The organism is Bacillus sp. EAC, assembly GCF_002156875.1.
GTDB lineage: Bacteria > Bacillota > Bacilli > Bacillales > Bacillaceae_G > Gottfriedia.
This window is the reverse complement of record NZ_NCSY01000001.1, coordinates 127,409-148,616: the sequence shown is the minus strand read 5'-3', so window position 1 is coordinate 148,616 and position 21,208 is coordinate 127,409. Positions and strand designations below refer to the sequence as shown.

The window sequence follows — 21,208 nt, the reverse complement described above, 5'->3', positions numbered from 1 at the left end:
CTTACTTTATACTCTTAAAGAATAAATCTAGTTCCTTATTAAATTTCTCAGTTTCCTCTAAGAATAATAGATGACTACTTTCATAAAATGGGACAAATTTTGAACCTTTTATTTTATTTTGAATATATTCACCAGCTGCTAATGGGAAGAATCCTGAACTTCCAAAGCAAATTAATGTAGGGATATTTACGTTTGACATTGTTTCTCGATAATCAACAGCTGTTTGATTAAAGACAATTGTACTTGCGATTGCTGCAGGTAATTTATTCATTTCTTCTAATATCCATTGATGATCTTCTGGTGGAGGATTTTCTTTGTACATACCATATATAAATTCACTGTTAAAACCATTTTGATCTTCTTGAATTGATTGCATGACATTTTTCAAAATGTTGAAGTCAAAAGCTCCAAATTCCCATTCTGGCCAAATATAATCAGAAGCAGATTGATCAACAATAGTTAAAGCCTTTATATTTTCTGTGCCAAATTGATTAACATAATCCCATAACACAAAAGCTCCCATTGACCAACCAACTAATATGACATCATTTAAATTAAGCTTTTCGATAAATAATTTTAAATCCCTAGCATATTGAGCAACAGTATGACCATTTTGTACTTTCGTTGACTTCCCATGAGCTCGGAGATCAAGGGTAATTACTCGATAATTTTCTTGAAAATAAGGGACTTGTTTATAAAAAAATTTACTACTCATCATTACTCCGTGTACAAAAATGATCGTTTGACCCTTGCCACTATCTTCATAAAAGAGTTCTGTTTCAGAATTAAGCTCAACAAATGACACTTCCATCGCCCCCAGTCTTCATCATCTTAGATAGATATTGTAGTAATCACTTATATTTTATTTTCAATTAAATGAGATAAGACCTAGTTACTCTGTCAAAAAAATGTTTGGATAAAAAAACGTTAGCTGAGTTTATTTTCTCAACTAACGTTTTAATTTACTTCATCGTTTTTAGTGCATTATATCGGTCGATTGCTTTTTCTTGATCTGTTTTTTTCATATCATAGTCATAAATTGCGCTTTCCCAGTCACCATACATTGGATTTGGAAGTTGGATATACTTTACGCCTAGTTCTTTAGCAATTTTATCTACATTATTATATCGAGTTTTTACATCTGATTTATAAAAAATGTCTGATAGGTCGTTTGAATTATCACCAATCAACATTACAATTTCATTTGTTTTTGCAATTTGAGCTTGTCTTGGTCCTTTTTGAGCAGTATTCGTTTTCAAGATTAAATGTTTATTATCTGCATCTGGTAGACCATGAAGCTTTAAATTTTTTAACGTTTCTAATCTGTATTTTTCATCTCGATTAGTGAGGTAATAAAGCTCAACATTCATTTTACTAGCTGCAACTAAGAATTCCTTAGCCCCTGGAATTAAGTCAGCTTTTGCCATTTTAATCCATTCATCCCAACCTTGGGGGTGTTTAGCGTTGTTTTTTATTGCCCAAGCAGTATCAGGTGAATTGTCTAATACGGTCTCATCAATATCAAGTACGACTGCTGCAGGTTTTGCCTTTGCATTTAATTTCTTGTCTTTCGCATTTTTCTTATTAATCGTTCCATGCAATTCTTTTGTAGCTTGATTATAGATTTGGATTTGCAATGCTTTATTTTCTGCCGAAGTCTGGAACCAGTTCGTCGCCATCACATTTTGTTCTTGTGAACTTCTCTCCATATCTGCCCGAGTAATGTGAATTCCCGTTACTGAACCAATAGTAAATGCACTTACAATTGACGCTGCCACTAATGATTTTTTCATGATGTTCTCCTTAGAATAAGCTTAATATGGTTGTTTTTTCCAAAAATCTTTAAAATATACTGATTTTTAGTCATTCGATTGAGAGGAATAGTAAATTATGAAAATAAAAATATAATATTTAGATATTTTTAAAAAAATATTTTACTTAAATGGGAATAAATGTTAATATTATGAAAATTAAATGCAATGATGAGAAGAGTAGATTTTTAAGATTCTTAGCAGAGAGCTCCGTACGCTGAAAAAGGGGCAAGAATTTATTTATCGAAGCAAGCCTCTGAGCATCACATCGGAACAAAAGGAATTGGGATGGTGTGACAGGTGCTCCTGTTATAGAGCTAGAGTATAGAATTTTTGTACTTGAAAAGGTTAATATGGTGACATATTAATAAACTGGGGTGGTACCACGGCATATAAATCTCGTCCCCAAGACTTTAAAAGTCTTGGGGGTGGGATTTTTTTATTTTTAATAGGATACGGTTTCCTATTTTAACTGAATTGCTGGGAGGAATCACTATGAATAATAACCATATTAATGGTTGGAAAAATTCTTTTTTACTTTTAACTAGTATTGGAATCTCGAATATTGGAAGTTGGATTTATCTGATTGCACTAAATTTAATTATTTTAGACATGACTTCATCTCCACTTGCTGTTTCATTCTTGTATATTTTAAAGCCAGCTGCAACGCTTCTTACTAATTTTTGGTCAGGGAGTCTAATTGATCGTACAAATAAACGTAATTTAATGATTCAACTTGATTTTTTAAGAGCAATAGTCATTTTCGTATTACCATTTATCTCTACACTTTGGATAATCTATGCTTTCGTATTAGTGATTAATATGTGTAGTTCCATTTTTTACCCAACTTCAATGGTGTATATAACCAAGCTTTTACCGAATGAAAGAAGACAAAAATTTAATGCTATGCGAAGTTTAGTAAGCTCTGGAGCATTTGTGCTTGGTCCAACTATAGCTGGCGTTCTATTTATGATTGGTACACCAAAATTAGCAATTTCAATTAATGCAATATCATTATTAGTTTCTGGTATAATTACCGTTTTATTACCAAATATTGAAAATAATATAGATGAATCTAGTTCAAAAACACCTATCACTTTAAAGATGCTGAAGAAGGATCTAAAGGTAGTTTTACATTTTAGCAGTAACAACAGAATGCTTGTCAAAATCATATTTTTATATACTTTTATTTTAATTCTAACGGCATCCATTGATTCACTTGAAGCATCCTTTTCAAAGGAAGTCCTTTTACTAACAAATAGCAAATACGGGGTATTGGTTAGTTTAGCTGGTGTTGGTTTTATAGTAGGATCATTAGTTAATTCAATTTTCTTAAACAAAATAAAGTCAAAAAAATTGATATGGATTGGTTCTATATTCCTTTCACTTGGCTATATTATTTATGCTTTCTCAAACAATTTTTTCATGGCTGCAATTGGATTTTTCATCTTATCATTTGCATTGGCAATTTCAAATATTGGTTATGATACGTTTTATCAAAACAAAGTGCCTGTAAATTTAATGGGGAGGATAGGTAGTTTATACGGCTTTGTACAAGCTATATTTGTCATTTTGTTTACCATTACAATTGGTTATTTGGCTAAAAACTTTTCATTACAAATTATTGTCATCTTAAGTTCATTTTTAATGTTATTTGTATCACTGATTTTATTTGCCTTTATACTATATTCCTCTAACTCAAAGAGAACTTTCCAAAACATTTTGCGTAGATTTAAAAATGAAAAAGTCTTACAAAAGTAGTAAGACTTTTCTTTACTATTGCATTGTATCGAACAATAAGAATATTATAAATTTAATGATTAAAATAAAAATATATAATGATATGAGGTATTGAAGTGACTATAATATTAAAACCTGTTACACGAGAAAATTGGGAAGAGGCTATGGATCTTCAAGTTAATGAATCACAAAAAAACTTTGTACCTTCCGTGTCTGTTTCACTTGCGAAGGTATATATAAAACCAGATGGAGAAAATGTGGAGTATCTACCGTTTGCAATCTATGATGATCAAAAAATGGTAGGCTTTATGATGCATGCGTATGAAGAGAATACAACGTATAGTTATTGGATAAACGGATTCATCATAGATCAAAAATACCAAGGCAATGGTTATGGGAAATCTGCTTTAAAAGAAATGATAAATTGGATTACTAGTCAATTTTCACAATGCGAAGAAATCCGTTTAACTGTAAACAAAGAAAACAAATATGCTTCTAATATTTATCAGAAACTTGGTTTCCAACCGACCGGTGATGTTTATGGAGATGAAGAAGTTTATATGTATCCGGTAAAAAGAATGGTTTAATTTATAACTTCAACTATGATTAGATAGATTCCACTAGAGTTATATTTTGGGTTGCATCAGAGTTTATTAAAGCAGAATATAAAGCAGGAAACTAGTGAAGAGAAATTTGTAGACTTAAAAAATATAGTTGAACTAATTACATGAAAACACTTTAAAATTCGTGTAATACATACTATAAAAACCGAATTATATTCCTTTAGATGCCTACTCTGTCAATACATATGAGATGAAATCTAGAATCGTAGTGGAGAAAGAATAAGATTTAGGAGAAAAGTAGAATGAAAATTTTAGTTACAGGTGGTACTGGTTACATAGGAAGTACGGTATGTTGTGCATTAATCGATAATGGACATATACCAATTATATTAGATCAAAATGACAGAATTGATTTTACATATGATAAATATTTTTACAAAGGTGATATAGCTGATTTCGCACTATTAGAGAGAATTTGTACTGAGCATCCGGACATCGATTTTACGATTCATCTTGCTGCATTAACTGTTGTTCCAGATTCGGTTAAAAATCCAGGTGCATATTATTCTGAAAATCTATCAAAATCGATTAGTCTTTTTTCACATTTAAACAAACTAGGGTTAAAGAAGATTGTATATAGTTCTTCAGCTTCAATATATGATGATCCAATAGAGTTAATTGTTACAGAAGAGTCAGTATTGAACCCAAGAAGTCCTTATGCTCGTACGAAATTTATGACCGAGATGATTCTTCAAGATTTTTGTCATGCTTATGAAATGAGAGGCATTGCTTTACGTTATTTTAATCCAATTGGGGCGGATCCTAAAATGAGAACAGGTTCAAGTATTGAATTTCCATCTCATTTATTAGGATGCTTGCTTAAAGCTGTATCTGAAGAGAGTCAATGTTTTCACATTACAGGTACAAATTGGTCAACAAAAGATGGTACTGGCATTAGAGACTACATTCACGTTTGGGATCTAGCTTTAGCACATGTAAAAGCAGTTGAAAATTTTGAAAATGCATTTGAACTTTCTGAATCACCTCAAAATCCATATCTCGTATTAAATGTAGGAAAAGGTGAAGGAGTTACTGTTAGAGAGTTTGTTTCAATGTTCGAAAAAGTATATGGAAAAATATTAACTAAAATAGAAGTACAACCAAGATTAGGTGATGTTGCTGGATCATATGCCAACGTTGATAAAATTAATAAATTAATTAAATGGAGTGCATCTTTATCAATTGAAGATGGCATTAGAGACGCTATGAAATGGAATGAACTTCTAAATAAAATAAAATAGATTAATTCTTTCTGATCATTTAAGGAGTCATGAATGAAAAAATGGAAAACGTTGTCCTCAACCTATCTTTATAAAACTAAGTTTGGAAATTTAAGGAAAGATACTGTCCAGCTTCCTTCTAATTTAGTTATTGACGATTATTACGTAAATGAGTTTTCTGATTGGGTAAATGCAGTTGTCATTACTGATAAAAACCAAATAGTACTTGTGGAACAATATCGTCATGCCGCAGGTGATTTCTTTTTAGAGATTCCTGCAGGGAAAATTGAAGAGTATGAGACAAAAGAAGTTGGGATTATGAGAGAAGTACGTGAAGAAACAGGTTATATTTCGAATAAGAATCCTATATTGTTGGGTGAATTTTTTGTAAATCCATCTATTCAAGATAATAAGATAAGTACTTATTTAATAATTGATGCCGTTCAATCAGACAATCAAGAATTAGACAGTACAGAAGATATTCAAGTGAGGCTTTTTAACTTTGAAGATGTACAGAAAATGATACATAATTGTACAATTACTCAATTATTTACAGTTCATGCAATTATTTTAGCAAAGGAATATTTAAAAAGTAATTTTTAGACTAGCTTTTATTTGATGGAGGAATCGTATTTGTTACATATTTATTTAACAAGACATGGGGAAACTGAATGGAACATCGAGAATCGATTACAGGGATGGAAAGATTCTAATCTTACATCCAAAGGTATTAGGGACGCTGAATTACTTAGTAAAAAATTATCAACTATAGATTTTAAAATTATTTATACAAGTTCTAGCCATAGGGCAATTAAAACAGCAATGATTTTACGTGGAGAAAAGAACATACACATAATTGAAGAAAACAGGTTAAAAGAAATAAATTTTGGAGAGTGGGAAGGGAGGACAAAATTAGAAATAAATGAGCGATTTGAAAAAGAATTTTCTTCGCTATGGGACTCGCCTCATTTATATAATCATATACCACATAGTGGTGAGGGTTTAGAAGATTTAAAGAATCGTGTGCAGGATGCTTTAAACGATATTATTAATACAAATAATAATGGAAATATTTTAGTCGTGACACATGCGGTTGTGTTGGCTACGATTGTATCTTACTTAAAAAAATCATCGATTGAGAAATTGTGGGATATACCATTTGTACACGGCACAAGTTTGACTCATATAGAAATGGATAAAGATCAAAATAAATTAGAGTTTAAATTACTCTGTGACACGAGTCACTTAGAGCTTGTTTGAGACTTCAAAAATTGCATATAAACAAATAAGACTACCTACTAAATGGGTAGTCTTATTTGTTTATAAGTAATTTGACTGTTTTATAAGTGTATTTTCATTTTTAATTTTAGTTGATTCTTTTTCAATTACCCGAAGTAACATAATAATGACAAAAACATAAACGACATCTAAGAAATAAATCATCATATCCATATATGTTTCTTGAAGCATAATGCCTAACATAGCACCCATCATACCACCCATTACACCCGCAGTTATTCCTTCTAAAGCTGCCATAAGTGATATTGGTTTGCCTGTTAAATATCCGATTAATATTCCAATCAAGATAGATATAATCGTTGGAATTGCTAAGTCAACATCTCGAAACAGAATACCAAATATAGTTCCCATTGTTACACTTGCCATCATGGAATTTGTCATACTTGCCATCTTACCAACTGTACATGATAGATATTCTTTTTTTCTATTAGAAATAATAATAACATATGATGATAATAGAAATGTTAAAGCAATGGTAGACCATTCTAACATTTATTTGACTCCTTTCTTAGAAGTATTTCTCAGATGTAAAGGATTTATATTCGCCGTTCATTATATGAGGATCAATCTTAATAATATACATACTTGTTAATTTCATTTTTTTAATTTTTATGCTTCACATTTTTATCACAATTATATTTTATCATTGTAGAGAAGTATTAATTTGAATATCAAATTTAATATTGCTCGAACTAGAAAGGGGAATAGTATATGAAAAACCTTCAAGTTTTTAGTTTGATGATTACTTGTTTTGTATTAATTATTACGGGATGTAGTAAGAAAGAGGAAGTTAAATCGAGCCCTTTTTTGGACAAAATAAATGTTTCATTAACGGATCTTAAATCAACTAAAAATAAAGATAAACATACATACCAAGTGAAGTTAGTTAACAGGAATGGAGAAAAAGTTGATGTTGATTCAGTAAAATTAAACTTACAAATGAAAAGTATGAATCACCATTCTGAAGGCGTAATGAAGAGAAAAGAAAGTGGGCTTTATGAAGTCCAATTGGAACTTCCCATGGACGGTACATGGAGTAAACAAGTTGTATTAAAGAATGATAAAAATGAAAGAAAAGTAAATTTAAGAGGAAATTCGAACAATTAATACACCACAAAAAAAGATAGTAAATAATTTTACTATCTTTCAGACTGTGGTCAAACGCTCGCTTTCTTACAGTGCTTATTACCGACTTAGAAAACTTTGCTCCTCATCAGGCTTTGCTCCTCGAAAATCAAGCGTTTTCAATCAGTCTGAATCTTATTTTTTTTGGATTTTGTCTACACATTATAATCCGGACAAATGTTAATCTACAACAATATACGCAATCATCGGTGCTTCATCATCATTCGTGGAGTGAGTATCACAGATTAACTGATAGATACCTTCTTTTTTAAATTGTAATGGTACTTCGGTCGTTTCACCTTTTTTTACAATACCAGAAATATTCGTACCTTTAATATGAAAATGATGCTCCATTCCATTAATACCATGTAACTTTAAGATAACCTTTTGATCCTGTTCGATATTTATAGTTCCTGGATCCCATCGATAAGCTTCAATCTCAGTTCCATCTGCTAATTTAGATGAAAATTCTCCCGTAACCATATGTATTTCCAGCGTTTCAGTTGGCTTAATCTTTGGATTACCCGCTGTTAGAATAGCCTTAGGAAATAAATAATACCAAGCTCCAAAACCAATAATGACTAAAACGAAACTAAATAATATCCATTTTTTTTTAATGAAAACAAAATGCATGGAATACGCCCCCTAAATTACTTATTTATATTAAAATATGCTGTTAAATTAGAGAACTTGTCTAACAAATATTTATTTTTGATATTTAATATAATTAGCTTTTCAAAAGGAGGAAGGTGGGGTAGAAAATTCGAAATTTTAAAATTAAAGAATGTTAAAAACTACTAATCTACTATATACTATTACTGAATCTATTCACAAATGGAGGGATACCATGTTTAAAAAGGTATTAGCAAGATTAGGTATTGGTGCAGCAACAGTAAATACAATTATACATACAAGAGATTTATATCCAGGTAATAAAATAGAAGGTGTCATTGAAATTGAAGGCGGGTCAGTTGCGCAAGATATTAATTATATCGCTCTAAAGTTAAAGGCTTATGCAAAAAAGAAAAGTGGAGATGGGGAAGTCTCTGTCAAAATTCAATTACATGAGGAACGTGTTACTGGAAAAATGACTGTCCAAGCGAATGAACATCAATCAATTCCGTTTTCTTTTATTTTGCCATATTATGCACCGATTACAATTGGACATGGAAAGGTTTGGATTGAAACAGATTTAGATATGGATTTAAGTGTTGACCCGACTGATGTCGACTATTTGAAAATACATGCACATGAAGAATTATCAAATTTTGTAGAAGCGTTTAACCTACTTGGATTCCGTTTACGTCAGGTTGAAGTTGAAGCGCAAAATGGACGTTTCTATCAAGAATGGGAGTTTGTCCCAAATTCGAAAAGAGAATGGCGATTTGATGAAATAGAATGTATGATTGAGCCGAATAAAGATGGCCTATTTATGAGAGTAGCGGTTGATAAAGCAGGTTTACATCGTGGCTTAACAGGATTTTTACAAGAATCCCTTGGATTAGATGAAAAGAAAACTGCACTTTCTTTTAGTAATGAACAACTTAAAGATACTCACTCAATTGCTAAAACATTAAGACAGTTTTTACAGCAATATAATTAATTATTCTTACAATGAGGCAGGTTTTTCTGTCTCTTTTTATTGCAGATACATAGAAAGTGTAATACGGAGGATTATGTATCATGTTGTTTTTTCAAAGTTCATTTGTATTACTTAAAAGAAGAAAATAATTTTAACACTAACTATTAAAGATACAATTCAAATGTGAATCAATATTAAAGATAAAAAAGGAGATATTATGAAATCAAACGTAAGAACATTAAAATGGATTTCTGGAGGGTATGAAGCATTTTTAGGTATTCCAATTTTAGGTGGATCAATTGTAATAGGATTTGGGTATGTCCCATTATTTATTGCATTAATCCTTCACATTATTACATTAGTTATGGCTAAAAAAGCAGGTGTTTCTGCTAATGGGAATATTTTTGGAATTATCACTTCATGTTTAGCATGGATTCCAATAGTAGGGATGTTTTTACACATTCTTTCTGCTATCTTTATTTTAATTGGGGCAGCTATTCAGCGTTCAAGATGATTCTTTCTCTATAAACATTGAAAGTTATGAAGGCTAACTTGAATAGTTAGTCTTTTTAATTAAGGCTTTTCTAAAAGATTGTTGTTTTTAAAAGGGTTCTTAGTACAAACTGTAAATGATGAACGGATAAGCGAGACTCCTGTACGGATATCGGAATAGATGAGACTCCGTAGTAGTCAAAAAGGTAGACATGCTAATACCATGACTTCCTGTCTTAAGGTATGAATGACTCACATCTTTTGGACCAAGGAATCTCATTACACTCCTCAATAAAAAGCGAGCATCTTGGAGTGGAAATCTACAATTCCCCATGCTTATTTGATCAAAATTTACGAAAATAGCCTTAATTTACTATATGCGAACTTGTAGTAATGATAGAGAGTAGGGGGAAATTTGTTTTTTTTCTTATTAACCTTAATTTTAATACTTTTAACATCTGGGATAATTTTGACTACTAAAGGCCATATTTTAATCGGAATCATATTTATACTTTTAAGCATTTTCTTATTAGGTATGACTATTTACTATTATGAAAAAAAAAGAAATAGAAAAAAGATATTTGATTGTAATGATTGTAACGGCTCATATATACCAGATTGTGACTTGCCAGATTGTCACCATCATCCATTTGATTGCACTCCGGATTGTGATTGCTCTCCCGATTGTCCAAGTTAAAAGAGGTGAATTAAATGTTATTTCAATGGATTCCATGTCATAGGAAATTAGATCGATCAATTAAAGTAGGTTCATTTGTATTTCCACTTTGTGCAAGATGTATGGCGATACTAATAGGATATCTCTTTCTGCCATTATTATTTAAGTATTCGTTTATTCTTTCGTGGTGGCAAATTCCATTGTTAGCATTACCGCTATTAATTGATGGATTTACACAAAAATGGAAATGGCGAAAAAGCAATAATTTCTTACGAATTATAACAGGGTTCCTTTTTGGGATTGCCCAAAGCATAATCATTATCTTATCAGTACTTAATTTAATAAAACTTATTACATGATTTAGATGAATTTTTTACAAATAGTTTGGAAAAAGTAATCCTTAGATTGTATTTGAAGGAGGACTAAAATTGGAAAACACACATGAATTTGTTGAAAATTTACATGAAAAACAGAGAAAAGATCAAAAGAATAGAGAGCATCAAGGTAATGGTACACCGAATGAAAAGTTGCCTACTAAGCAACATGGAACAAATAAATAATCTTCCTGTAAACCATGAATGTTTTATTCATGGTTTTTTATTTTTATATTAACTGTAATAAAATATAGTCGTTAAATAAAAGAAGAAAGAAGACTCTAAGTCTTCTCTCTTCATTTTTTAAAAATATCCTAACATTACAGACTATGGGCTTTTGTGTTAGTCTTCAATATGAGATTTGGTTGAGACATCATTGTATTACCATTCACTTGAGAACTTGAACGCTTAGCCCTTGTCCAATTAGTAACAAATTTCTGAGAATGTGGATCTAAATGATTTTTAGAGTTCATATTTGATTCACCTCTTAGATAGTATAGGATATTTCAGATATTCAAAAGAATATCTGATGTTAGTATTTGATTTTTCTTATGAAATAATGCGGAAATTAAATTAACTTATTTTTTCGATACTACATTACAATCATCATTGTGATTTTTCATAATATAGAACGTTAGAAAGAAAGCATTAATAGTTGCTAAAAATCGATTCTGTTTTATATTATTAAATTGTAAAAGTTTTTGATTTATCATCGTAGTCAAACAAGTTTTTTTCAATTTGTGAAATAACATCACAATTGAGAATACAACAATATAAGTTCAAAATAAGGGGAAATTGACATGGGTATTGAAAATGAATTACTCCAATTTAAAATGGACGTTGGTATTCAAAAACCACAAAATATTAATAATAAAGAAGTAAAATGTCCTTTCTGCGATCGTGAAAGCTTAACTGATATACTTGATCAAAAAGGTGCAATTATCTATTTAAAGAATAAATATCCTACTTTGGAAGACACTTTACAAACCGTTATAATTGAAAGTGACGATTGTGATGGTGAAATTTCAACTTATTCTCAAACTCATATGAATAAACTTCTTCAATTTACACTCGATAAATGGAAGGAAATGGAAGAATCGAATGAGTTTGAATCTGTTATTCTTTATAAAAATCATGGACCATTATCTGGAGGTACACTTAACCATCCCCATATGCAAATAGTAGGATTAAAAAACGTTGATTATAAAAAGAAAATAAGTAATGTTTACTTTGAGGGAATACGAATAACTTCTTTTAAGGGAGCAGAATTAAACATTTCTACACATCCATTAATGGGTTTTAGGGAATTCAATATTCTAATTGATCACGAAGATTATATTTCTGTCATGGCTACATATTTACAAATTGTGACTCATTATCTATTGAATAACTTTTACAAAGGTTTAAATAGTTATAATTTGTTTTTCTATAAATGGTCGGGAAAAATAATTTGCAAAGTGATCCCTCGTTTTGTTGTATCACCATTATTTATAGGTTATTCAATTTCTCAAGTAACCAATCAGTTAGACTATCATAAGGATCAAATATTAAGTCTATATAAAGATGAAATAAACTCAATACAATAATTTAAATGATTTAGTAAGAGTCATACACACTAAGAAAAAAAGAGAGAGTCTTGGCAGTTCTTCAGAAAAGGATCGTGTTCTCATGCATGTAAACAAGAATTTAATTATAAGAACAAAAAGATGTTTTCATTGACTTTAAAGAGTTCTTTTCAACTAGAGACAATTAAAAAAATATAAAAAAGGCAACTAATTAAACTGTTAATTAGTTGCCTTTTTTGATATAAAAACGTATCACACTATAATAACTATTATGTTCAGTTGAATAAATGAGTGAGATTAGAACGGACTGTATGAGCCCTTTTAATTACCTTTTATTTTAATGTTTTTTTTATTTCATTAATTTGTTCGAGATGACGCTTTTCATGAAGACCAATAAATGGAACCCATTGTTTTATATTGATTTGACCAAAGACGGGATGGGGCATGCCTTTATCATCTAAATTAAGATCCTTTGTTTGTTCAACAAATTCGATTAAAGTATTTCTAGAATGAATAAGTTTTTGTTTCATTTCATCAAGTGATGTAAACTCATTTGAAGGAATAAAATGTGCAGGTGCATCGAATTTACGTGAACGATCGATAATTAAATGAATCGGTTTTTCTGACGTTAATTCAGTGGGTGCTTCTTTTACCGTACGAGTCATAAGCTTAACCAATTTAGATTCCATCAGGTATAAATGATCCAAAACTTGCATGATTGACCAACTGTCATCACTAACTTTTTGATTTAATTGTTCATCACTTAACATTTCAACGCTCTCTAATAACTTCTTACGAATTTCAATGTTTTCTTTCAAGAAAATACCCTCATTTCATTTGATAGAATAGTAAACTGTTAATTTAATTGAGGTAATAGATTACAGAGCTATGAATTACTAAAAATTTAGACTCTTTTCAAAATAGCTTAACGATACTAATAGCCGGTAGACAATAATTTTCGAAAATCCATACATAAATATGCTGATAAGGCAAAAATTAGTGAAGATTAAATAACATAAAAGTGCAAACCGCTTCAGTATCCATTTTATTTGAAAAATAGTGATAATTCAATTTTTAAAAAAATGAACGGTTATGAATGTTTTTGAATGAAAATGATTGATTTTTGTTATTCGCTAAATTATACTAAGTGTACCGAAAGGATGATTTATATGTTAACACCTGAAAGACAGCAAATAATTATTGAAATGGTAAAGCGACAAGGCGTCGTTAAACTTAGAGAAATTGTTGAAGTTACAGATACTTCTGAATCAACAATTCGCAGGGATCTAATTGAACTCGAATCACTTAATCTATTAAAAAGAGTTCATGGTGGAGCTGCCTTAGTTAATGGTAAAGCAACAGAACTAAGTATGATTGAAAAAACATCCAAGAACGTTCAAAACAAGAAATTCATTGCATCATTAGCAATTTCTCAAATTAATGATGGAGATTGTATTTATCTGGATGCAGGAAGTACTACTTATGAGATGATTCCTTTATTAAAAGGGATAAATATTACAGTCGTGACAAATGGTTTAATGCATGTTGAAGCTTTATTTGAAAATGAAGTGTCGGCTTATCTTATAGGTGGAAAAATGAAAGGGCATACAAAAGCCTTAATAGGAAATATGGCATCAGAAAACCTTCAAAACTTTCGATTTGATAAATGTTTTTTAGGTGCTAATGGGATTCATTCAAAATTTGGCTACACTACGCCTGATCCTGAGGAAGCTTTTATTAAGAAAACAGCATTAGCAAATTCTGAAAAAGTTTATATTCTTGCGGATCATACTAAGTTTACAGAAACCTCATTTGCAAAATTTGGTAATATTGAAGATGCCATGATCATAACTGATGAACTTGATGACGATATTGCGAAACAATTCGAAGAAAAAACAACTTTGTTAAAGGTAGTGAAATAATGATTTATACTGTAACTCTAAACCCTTCAATCGATTACATCGTGGAAGTAAATCACTTTCAAATTGGTGAGATAAATAGAATGAAGAATGACAATAAATTCCCAGGTGGTAAAGGCATCAATGTCTCAAGAGTTTTAAAGCGATTAGGTGTCGAAAGTATTGCTTTAGGTTTTGTCGGTGGGTTTACTGGAGAATACATTGTCAATGAATTGGTGAAAGAAAAAGTCCTTACTGATTTTGTAAAAGTTGATGAAGATACTCGTATAAATATTAAATTGAAATCTCAAAGTGAGACAGAAATAAATGGGCAAGGACCAACTATTTCAGATGAAAAATTAGATCAATTCTTAAATAAGCTCAAACAAATTAAAAAAGATGATTATTTGGTTTTGGCAGGAAATATTCCAAGTTCTCTACCTCAGAATCTATACGAAAGACTTACAAAATGGGCTAATGAAAAAGGTATAAATATTGTAGTGGATGCAAGTGGAAAGGCATTATTAGATGTTGTTAGACATAAACCATTTTTCATTAAACCTAATCATCATGAATTAGGAGAATTGTTTGATATATCAATTACATCAATCGAGCAAGCTATTCCATATGGAAAAAAATTAATTGAAATGGGTGCAAAAAACGTTGGAATTTCTTTAGCAGGCGATGGTGCAATCCTATTAACTGAAAATGATGTTTATGTAGCAAATGTACCTAAAGGCAAAGTAATTAATTCAGTTGGAGCAGGTGACTCACTTGTTGCTGGATTTTTAGGAACGTTTATAAAAACAAATTCTTATGAAGATTCATTTAAAACTGGTGTAGCAACTGGAAGTGCAACAGCCTTTTCAGCTGACTTAACTAATAGAGAAAAAATTGAAGAATTACTTTTAGAAGTAAAACTTGAAAAGAGATAGGGTGAGGAAATTGAGGATAACAGACTTACTAAAAATTGATACGGTACTCATAGAATTAAAATCAACCACAAAATTATCGGTTATTAATGAACTGACAGATGTATTATTTAATACGGGTAGATTAAATGATAAAGAAATGTTTAAAGATGCAATTATAGCTCGTGAAAAACAAAGCACAACTGGGATAGGTGAAGGGATTGCCATTCCTCACGCGAAGACAGCTGCAGTTAAAACACCATCAATTGTATTTGGTCGATCAAAATCAGGAATTGATTATGAGTCATTGGACGCTCAACCCGCAAAGTTATTTTTTATGATCGCTGCAAGTGAAGGCGCAAATAATGCACATTTAGAAACATTATCACGATTATCTACATTATTAATGGATGAAGAGTTTCGTAGATTACTTTTAAGTGCTAATACAGCTTCTGAGATTATTCAATTAATTAATAACAAGGAAGAATCGATTCATGAAGAAGAGGTATTAATTTCTAATAACTCAACTCGTCCATTGATTCTTGCTGTTACTGCTTGTCCTACAGGTATTGCACATACTTACATGGCCGCTGATGCATTAAAAGCCAAGGCCAAGGAATTAAATGTCGATATAAAAGTTGAAACAAATGGTTCAACAGGCATAAAAAATGAGTTATCAATAGATGAAATAAAAAAAGCAACAGCAATTATTGTTGCCGCTGATAAAAAAGTTGATGTAAATCGTTTTGATGGTAAACACGTTATCCAAGTTCCAGTTGCTGATGGGATACGCAAACCAAAGGAACTCATTGAGAAAGCAGTTAATCAAAATGCCCCAATTTTCCATTCTAAACATACTAGTTCAGATACATCTAAATCAACATCTAATGGACCAAGTATTTACAAACACTTAATGAATGGTGTAAGTAACATGTTACCATTTGTTGTAAGTGGAGGGATTTTAATTGCTCTAGCATTTGCATTTGGTGGGATTCATACTAAAGGTCCATTAGCAGAATTATTAATGAAGGTTGGAGGCACTGGTGCTTTTAGTTTTTTAGTACCGATTTTAGCTGGATTTATAGCGAGTTCAATTGCTGACCGACCTGGCTTTGCTCCAGGTGTTGTCGGTGGATTTTTAGCAGCTGATGCTGGAGCAGGTTTTTTAGGAGGTCTCGTAGCAGGTTTCTTAGCTGGGTATGTAGTATTGGGTTTGAAAAAACTATTTTCAAACTTACCAAATGCACTCGAAGGAATGAAACCTGTTCTGTTATATCCTGTTTTTGGTTTATTGATTACTGGTGTTTTAATGGAACTTGTTGTTAATCCTCCTGTAACGTTTTTGAATACAGGACTAACTAATTGGCTTAGCAGCTTAAGTGGTGGAAATGCCATTTTACTAGGTTTAATTTTAGGTGGTATGATGGCAGTAGATATGGGTGGTCCAATCAATAAAGCAGCCTTTACTTTTGGACTTGCTGCAATTGCTGCTAATAATTTCGGACCTCACGCGGCTGTTATGGCAGGTGGTATGGTACCACCTATTGGGATCGCATTAGCTACGACATTTTTTAAATCTAAATTTACAGAATTAGAGCGTAAGTCAGGAATTACAAATTATATTATGGGAATTTCTTTTATAACTGAAGGTGCAATACCTTTTGCAGCTGCAGATCCAGTAAGAGTTATAGTAAGTTCGGTTATTGGTTCAGCAATTGCAGGTGGTTTATCCATGGGATTTGGTATTACTTTACCTGCTCCTCACGGTGGAATATTTGTTATTCCATTAGTTAATAAACCATTTATGTATATATTATCGATAATTATCGGTTCAATTGTTACAGCTATCATACTAGGACTATGGAAAAGAAGAGTGAAAGAACTATAAATTTATCTAGTATAAAACACGATAAATCCTAATGGAATTATCGTGTTTTTTTGTAAAGCCAATTTAGATTAAATATTTTAAAAGTCAATATTAAAGTTCAATTTCAACTAGTCAAATTAAATTCTTAAAACGAAGTATAAAAGGTTATTCGATTATACGTTTTATAAATGTATAATCCAATTGATTATACACAAAATAAAATTACTTTATTTGAGGATTTTTGAGGTGACATTTCATCTATGCGTTCGAAAAAAAACAATTCTAATTACCGTTCAAGTAATAAAGAAATAGTAAAAGTCGTATCGGATAATTTATCAACTAATATTGATTTTGTAAAGAACGCATTATTTAATACAAGTGACTTAACCATAAGGAATATAGAAAAAAATAATCAAAAAGTAGCTGTTTTATATATTGATACGATTGTAAAAAGTGATGTTATTGAAACACAACTCCAACAAATCATTAATAGTCCGAATGAAGGAATTATCAATATCCTTTCTAATAAAGATATTAAGTTATCAACCTCACTAGATGAAAGTATTTTAGCATTAGTGAAGGGAAAAACAATTATCTTTACTGAAAATGAAACAACTGCAGTTTTTTTAAATACTTCTTCCTTTGAAAATAGGGCGGTTGATGAACCACATAACGAACAAGTAGTAAGGGGTTCTCATGATGGCTTTGTAGAGAGCTTGGAAATAAATATTAATCTAGTTAGAAGGAGAATAAATAATCCGAATCTTGTTGTTAACTACCTAACTCTTGGGCGAGAATCAGATACTACAATTGCTTTAGTATATGTTGTTTCGATTGCAAATGAAGAACTAGTAAAAGAAGTTAAACGGAGACTCTCTTATATAGACGTTGATTATGTCGTTAATATAGAGGAATTTATAGAAGATAATTCCTTTTCACCATTTCCCCAAATGCTTTCAACTGAAAGACCGGATCGTGTTGCTGCTAATTTAATGGATGGAAGGGTAGCTGTGGTAACTGATGGTACTCCATCTGTTTTAGTTATGCCGATTACTTTTTTTTCATTTTATCAAACGCCAGATGATTATAATAGCAGATGGATTATCGCTTCATTTTTTCGCTTAATGAGGCTTTTAAGTTTCATCATTTCAATATCACTTCCTGCATTATATATTGCCTTAGTCTCATTTCATTTTGAAATTATTCCAATTGATTTAGTTTTTAATGTAAAAAGTTCATTAGAATATGTGCCATTTCCTCCTTTAATCGAAGCATTAAGTATGCAAATTATTCTTGAATTACTTAGAGAATCAGCAATCCGATTACCAAGCCCTATTTCCCAAACACTTGGTGTAGTAGGTGGACTTGTAATTGGTACTGCAGTGGTAGAAGCTAATTTAGTCTCTAATACGATGCTAGTTGTCGTAGCTTTAACTGCAATTTCATCATTTGTTGTGCCTGATAGTGAAATGGGTACATCAGTAAGAATATTAGGATTTCCATTAATGTTCGCTGCATCATTTATAGGACTAATAGGTATTGTTTTTGGACTTGTGATTATTTTAATTCATCTCTGTAAGTTAGAATCATTTGGTTCACCATATTTTGCTCCGTTTGCACCATTTCGATCTAAGGATATGAAAGATACGATTTATAGATTGCCAATGTGGAAAATGAACGAAAGACCTAAATCTCCACTACCAAAGAAATTTAGAAAAACAAAAAATTCAAGAGGCTGGAAAAATAATGAATAATGAAAAATTAATATCAAAATCACAATTAATGTTCTTTATTTTGCAAGCTCAAATTGGAGTAGGATTACTTTCTTTACCTTACATGGTCCATCTTCATGCTAAAAGTGATGGATGGATTTCAGGTTTAATAGCCGGAGTAGGGGTTTTTATTTTATTGTTCATTATGTGGGCACTTGGTAAACGATTCCCAAATGATACGATTTATGAATACGTAAACAAAATCGTAGGCAAATTTATAGGAAATATCATATCGTTTTTCTATATTCTCAATTTTTTTCTTATATCAATATTTGTTGTTTCGGTTACTGTAGCAATTTTAAAAAAATGGATTTTAACTCTTACACCACCTTACGTCATTATTCTTTGTATTGTTGGTACAGGTGTTTATCTTGGAAGAGAAAATTTAAAAGTAATATCAAGGTTTTTTACTTTTGTGTCTATTTTAATCGTATTTTTAGTTATTTTAGAGTTATTTTCTTATACTGATACGAATGTTAAATATTTATTTCCAATTGGACAATCTGGAGTAAAGAATATTTTGTTAGGATCTCATGATTCACTCATGTCTATGTTAGGTTTTGAAGCGATATTAATCATTTTTCCTTTCGTTAAAGCAACTAACAAAGAAATTTTGAAAAGTTCATCAATTGCAATTGGTTTTGTTTCAATTTTATATACATTTTTCTTAATTACTAGTTATGTTGTTTTTAGTCCGAAAGAAATCGAAATCGTTACTGAACCCATTCTTTATATGCTAAAAGCTTTATCTTATGAAGTAGTTGAAAGGCTTGATTTAATTTTTTTATCTATTTGGGTCGTACCGATTATCACTTCATTTGTCACCTATTTACATGTCTCAAGTGTCGGAGTTAGTAAATTATTAAAATTAAAAAATCATAAAAAAGCGACATTTGTATTAGGTGTATTGATTGTGATCATTTCAATTTTCATACCGCAAGAGGAAAATGTTCTTCAAAAATTTAACAAGTTTGTTTCGTATTCGAGCTATATTTATATCGCTTTGATCCCTTTCATATTATTGATCGTCTCAGTAATCCGAAAAAAGAAAGATCCTGGTAAATTACATGAAATATAAAATTTGTTTTCTAACATTTAGCTGTTTATTATTTCTATCGAGTTGCTGGGACCAAAGATTATTAAAAGAAGCAAAGGTTGTCTATGGTTTTGGTGGAGATTTAGAGAAAGATGGAAATATGTTATTAACCGCAGTCATTCGAACAAATTCACAATCGAGTAAAGGAACGAGACAACCTGAATCAACAAATGTCATTGTTCAGGCAGTTGCACCTACGTTGTCAGACTCCAGATCGAAAATTTCACGAAAAATCTCTGGTGACTATGCGGTGAGTAAGACAAGGCTTTTACTTTTTAGTAATGAGATGGCGAAAGAAGATATCTATCCAGTTTTAGATATTATTTACCGAGATCCACGTAGTTCATTAGGAGCAAAGGTTGTTGTAAGTAAAGGGAGATCCGATGAAATTTTAAAACTTAAAATGATTGAAGAAACACTGATCAGCGAGGAAGTTTTAAAAATTATTACAACAGCAGAAACGTATACAATCGTGCCGAATGAAAATGTTCAATCTATATGTCCAACCATATTCGACCCAGGTGAAGATATTGCTCTTCCTTTAGTTGAAAAAACAAAAGATAATATGATAGATGTAACAGGTGTAGCATTATTTAATGGTCGTAAATATACAGGTTATAACATTACAGAAGAAGATCCTACATTACTTTTGTTATTAAAGGATCAGATGGAAAAATTCGCAAAATTCACATTAAATGTTAATCCAAAAGAAAAAGATATGAGAAATAAATTTGTTTCAATTGATGTTAAAAAAAATAAGATTAAAAAAGAACTTAAAATTTCCAAAAATAATGATATATCACTCGATATTAAATTATATTTAAAAGTAGAAACATTAGAGTATCCAAAAGATGAACTTTCTAAAAAGAAAGTAATAAATAGATTGAATGAAGAAATCTCAAAACAATTAACAGCAAAAGCACGAAAAATTATTCAAACTTTACAAGAAGCAAATTGTGATTATTTAGGAATTGGAAGAGACTTAATAGCATTTCATCCAAAGGTATGGAAACAATTAGATTGGATGAAAACTTATCCAAAGATAAAAATCAATCCAGTTGTAAAAGTAGAAGTAGTTGGAACGGGGATAATTGAATAAAAACAAAAAAGCCTCGTCATGTTTGAGTACAAAATAACTCAAACACGATGAGGCATAT

23 protein-coding genes and 1 other annotated feature are annotated in these 21,208 nt (G+C 30.8%); of the genes, 17 read left to right on the top strand and 6 right to left on the bottom strand.

Annotated elements, in window-relative coordinates; translation table 11 throughout:
- Position 1: 1 nt before the first annotated feature.
- Both B7R65_RS00600 and B7R65_RS00595 read right to left on the bottom strand, forming a co-directional pair.
- Positions 2–805, bottom strand: a complete 804-nt coding sequence (locus tag B7R65_RS00600; RefSeq protein ID WP_088040749.1) for an alpha/beta fold hydrolase — start codon at positions 803–805, stop codon at positions 2–4.
- Positions 806–962: 157 nt separating this feature from the next.
- The gene (locus B7R65_RS00595) at positions 963–1,793 is read right to left on the bottom strand and encodes a 5'-nucleotidase, lipoprotein e(P4) family (RefSeq protein ID WP_088040747.1); all 831 of its coding nucleotides are present in this window, start codon (positions 1,791–1,793) and stop codon (positions 963–965) included.
- 177 nt (positions 1,794–1,970) lie between these two features.
- Positions 1,971–2,221 (top strand) — a binding site (T-box leader).
- 85 nt (positions 2,222–2,306) lie between these two features.
- Here B7R65_RS00595 and B7R65_RS00590 point away from each other — a divergent pair.
- From B7R65_RS00590 to B7R65_RS00570, 5 genes are all read left to right on the top strand, one after another.
- Entirely contained in the window at positions 2,307–3,572 is a 1,266-nt protein-coding gene (locus B7R65_RS00590) for an MFS transporter (RefSeq protein WP_088040745.1), read from the top strand.
- 95 nt (positions 3,573–3,667) lie between these two features.
- The gene (locus tag B7R65_RS00585) at positions 3,668–4,138 is read left to right on the top strand and encodes a GNAT family N-acetyltransferase (RefSeq protein WP_088040743.1); all 471 of its coding nucleotides are present in this window, start codon (positions 3,668–3,670) and stop codon (positions 4,136–4,138) included.
- Between the two features lie 278 nt (positions 4,139–4,416).
- Positions 4,417–5,415 (top strand): UDP-glucose 4-epimerase GalE, encoded by a 999-nt coding sequence (galE, locus tag B7R65_RS00580; protein ID WP_088040742.1) that lies wholly within the window; start codon positions 4,417–4,419, stop codon positions 5,413–5,415.
- Between the two features lie 33 nt (positions 5,416–5,448).
- Positions 5,449–5,997: an NUDIX hydrolase gene (locus tag B7R65_RS00575; protein WP_088040740.1), complete on the top strand. Its 549-nt coding sequence runs from the start codon at positions 5,449–5,451 to the stop codon at positions 5,995–5,997.
- A 30-nt stretch (positions 5,998–6,027) separates the two neighbouring features.
- Positions 6,028–6,654, top strand: a complete 627-nt coding sequence (locus B7R65_RS00570; RefSeq protein WP_256941103.1) for a histidine phosphatase family protein — start codon at positions 6,028–6,030, stop codon at positions 6,652–6,654.
- A gap of 60 nt (positions 6,655–6,714) precedes the next feature.
- On the opposite strand, the gene B7R65_RS00565 is transcribed toward B7R65_RS00570, so the two are convergent.
- The gene (locus B7R65_RS00565) at positions 6,715–7,185 is read right to left on the bottom strand and encodes a hypothetical protein (RefSeq protein ID WP_088040738.1); all 471 of its coding nucleotides are present in this window, start codon (positions 7,183–7,185) and stop codon (positions 6,715–6,717) included.
- Positions 7,186–7,404: 219 nt separating this feature from the next.
- On the opposite strand from B7R65_RS00565, the gene B7R65_RS00560 reads away from it, so the two are divergent.
- The gene (locus tag B7R65_RS00560) at positions 7,405–7,800 is read left to right on the top strand and encodes a FixH family protein (RefSeq protein WP_088040737.1); all 396 of its coding nucleotides are present in this window, start codon (positions 7,405–7,407) and stop codon (positions 7,798–7,800) included.
- Positions 7,801–7,998: 198 nt separating this feature from the next.
- On the opposite strand, the gene B7R65_RS00555 is transcribed toward B7R65_RS00560, so the two are convergent.
- Positions 7,999–8,451: a cupredoxin domain-containing protein gene (locus B7R65_RS00555; RefSeq protein ID WP_088040735.1), complete on the bottom strand. Its 453-nt coding sequence runs from the start codon at positions 8,449–8,451 to the stop codon at positions 7,999–8,001.
- 214 nt (positions 8,452–8,665) lie between these two features.
- On the opposite strand from B7R65_RS00555, the gene B7R65_RS00550 reads away from it, so the two are divergent.
- The 4 genes from B7R65_RS00550 (at position 8,666) to B7R65_RS00530 (ending at position 11,128) form a co-directional block, all read left to right on the top strand.
- On the top strand, positions 8,666–9,421 hold the full coding sequence (locus B7R65_RS00550; RefSeq protein ID WP_179194719.1) for a sporulation protein: 756 nt from the start codon (positions 8,666–8,668) through the stop codon (positions 9,419–9,421).
- A 196-nt stretch (positions 9,422–9,617) separates the two neighbouring features.
- On the top strand, positions 9,618–9,914 hold the full coding sequence (locus B7R65_RS00545; RefSeq protein WP_088040732.1) for a hypothetical protein: 297 nt from the start codon (positions 9,618–9,620) through the stop codon (positions 9,912–9,914).
- A 689-nt stretch (positions 9,915–10,603) separates the two neighbouring features.
- The gene (locus B7R65_RS00535; protein ID WP_088040728.1) at positions 10,604–10,927 is read left to right on the top strand and encodes a DUF2085 domain-containing protein; all 324 of its coding nucleotides are present in this window, start codon (positions 10,604–10,606) and stop codon (positions 10,925–10,927) included.
- Between the two features lie 69 nt (positions 10,928–10,996).
- On the top strand, positions 10,997–11,128 hold the full coding sequence (locus B7R65_RS00530; protein ID WP_088040726.1) for a DUF4023 domain-containing protein: 132 nt from the start codon (positions 10,997–10,999) through the stop codon (positions 11,126–11,128).
- Positions 11,129–11,262: 134 nt separating this feature from the next.
- On the opposite strand, the gene B7R65_RS00525 is transcribed toward B7R65_RS00530, so the two are convergent.
- Positions 11,263–11,415, bottom strand: coding sequence for a YpzG family protein (locus B7R65_RS00525; protein WP_088040724.1), 153 nt, complete (start codon positions 11,413–11,415; stop codon positions 11,263–11,265).
- 333 nt (positions 11,416–11,748) lie between these two features.
- Between B7R65_RS00525 and B7R65_RS00520 the strand changes: the two genes are divergently transcribed.
- Positions 11,749–12,528 (top strand): DUF4931 domain-containing protein, encoded by a 780-nt coding sequence (locus tag B7R65_RS00520; protein WP_088041272.1) that lies wholly within the window; start codon positions 11,749–11,751, stop codon positions 12,526–12,528.
- A gap of 311 nt (positions 12,529–12,839) precedes the next feature.
- Here B7R65_RS00520 and B7R65_RS00515 read toward each other — a convergent pair whose 3' ends face one another.
- A complete protein-coding gene (locus tag B7R65_RS00515; protein ID WP_088040722.1) occupies positions 12,840–13,325 on the bottom strand; it encodes a DinB family protein in 486 nt (161 codons plus the stop codon).
- Between the two features lie 351 nt (positions 13,326–13,676).
- Here B7R65_RS00515 and B7R65_RS00510 point away from each other — a divergent pair, with 351 nt between their 5' ends.
- The 6 genes from B7R65_RS00510 (at position 13,677) to B7R65_RS00485 (ending at position 21,150) form a co-directional block, all read left to right on the top strand.
- A complete protein-coding gene (locus tag B7R65_RS00510) occupies positions 13,677–14,429 on the top strand; it encodes a DeoR/GlpR family DNA-binding transcription regulator (protein WP_088040720.1) in 753 nt (250 codons plus the stop codon).
- On the top strand, positions 14,429–15,340 hold the full coding sequence (gene pfkB, locus B7R65_RS00505; RefSeq protein WP_088040718.1) for a 1-phosphofructokinase: 912 nt from the start codon (positions 14,429–14,431) through the stop codon (positions 15,338–15,340). Before B7R65_RS00510 ends, pfkB begins: the two co-directional genes overlap by 1 nt.
- A gap of 10 nt (positions 15,341–15,350) precedes the next feature.
- Complete coding sequence (locus tag B7R65_RS00500) at positions 15,351–17,204, top strand: PTS fructose transporter subunit IIABC (protein ID WP_088040716.1); 1,854 nt, start codon at positions 15,351–15,353, stop codon at positions 17,202–17,204.
- A 239-nt stretch (positions 17,205–17,443) separates the two neighbouring features.
- Positions 17,444–18,937: a spore germination protein gene (locus tag B7R65_RS00495; protein WP_088040714.1), complete on the top strand. Its 1,494-nt coding sequence runs from the start codon at positions 17,444–17,446 to the stop codon at positions 18,935–18,937.
- The gene (locus B7R65_RS00490) at positions 18,930–20,033 is read left to right on the top strand and encodes a GerAB/ArcD/ProY family transporter (protein WP_088040712.1); all 1,104 of its coding nucleotides are present in this window, start codon (positions 18,930–18,932) and stop codon (positions 20,031–20,033) included. The genes B7R65_RS00495 and B7R65_RS00490 overlap by 8 nt, the downstream gene beginning before the upstream one ends.
- Complete coding sequence (locus B7R65_RS00485; protein ID WP_088040710.1) at positions 20,023–21,150, top strand: Ger(x)C family spore germination protein; 1,128 nt, start codon at positions 20,023–20,025, stop codon at positions 21,148–21,150. Before B7R65_RS00490 ends, B7R65_RS00485 begins: the two co-directional genes overlap by 11 nt.
- Positions 21,151–21,208: the final 58 nt, after the last annotated feature.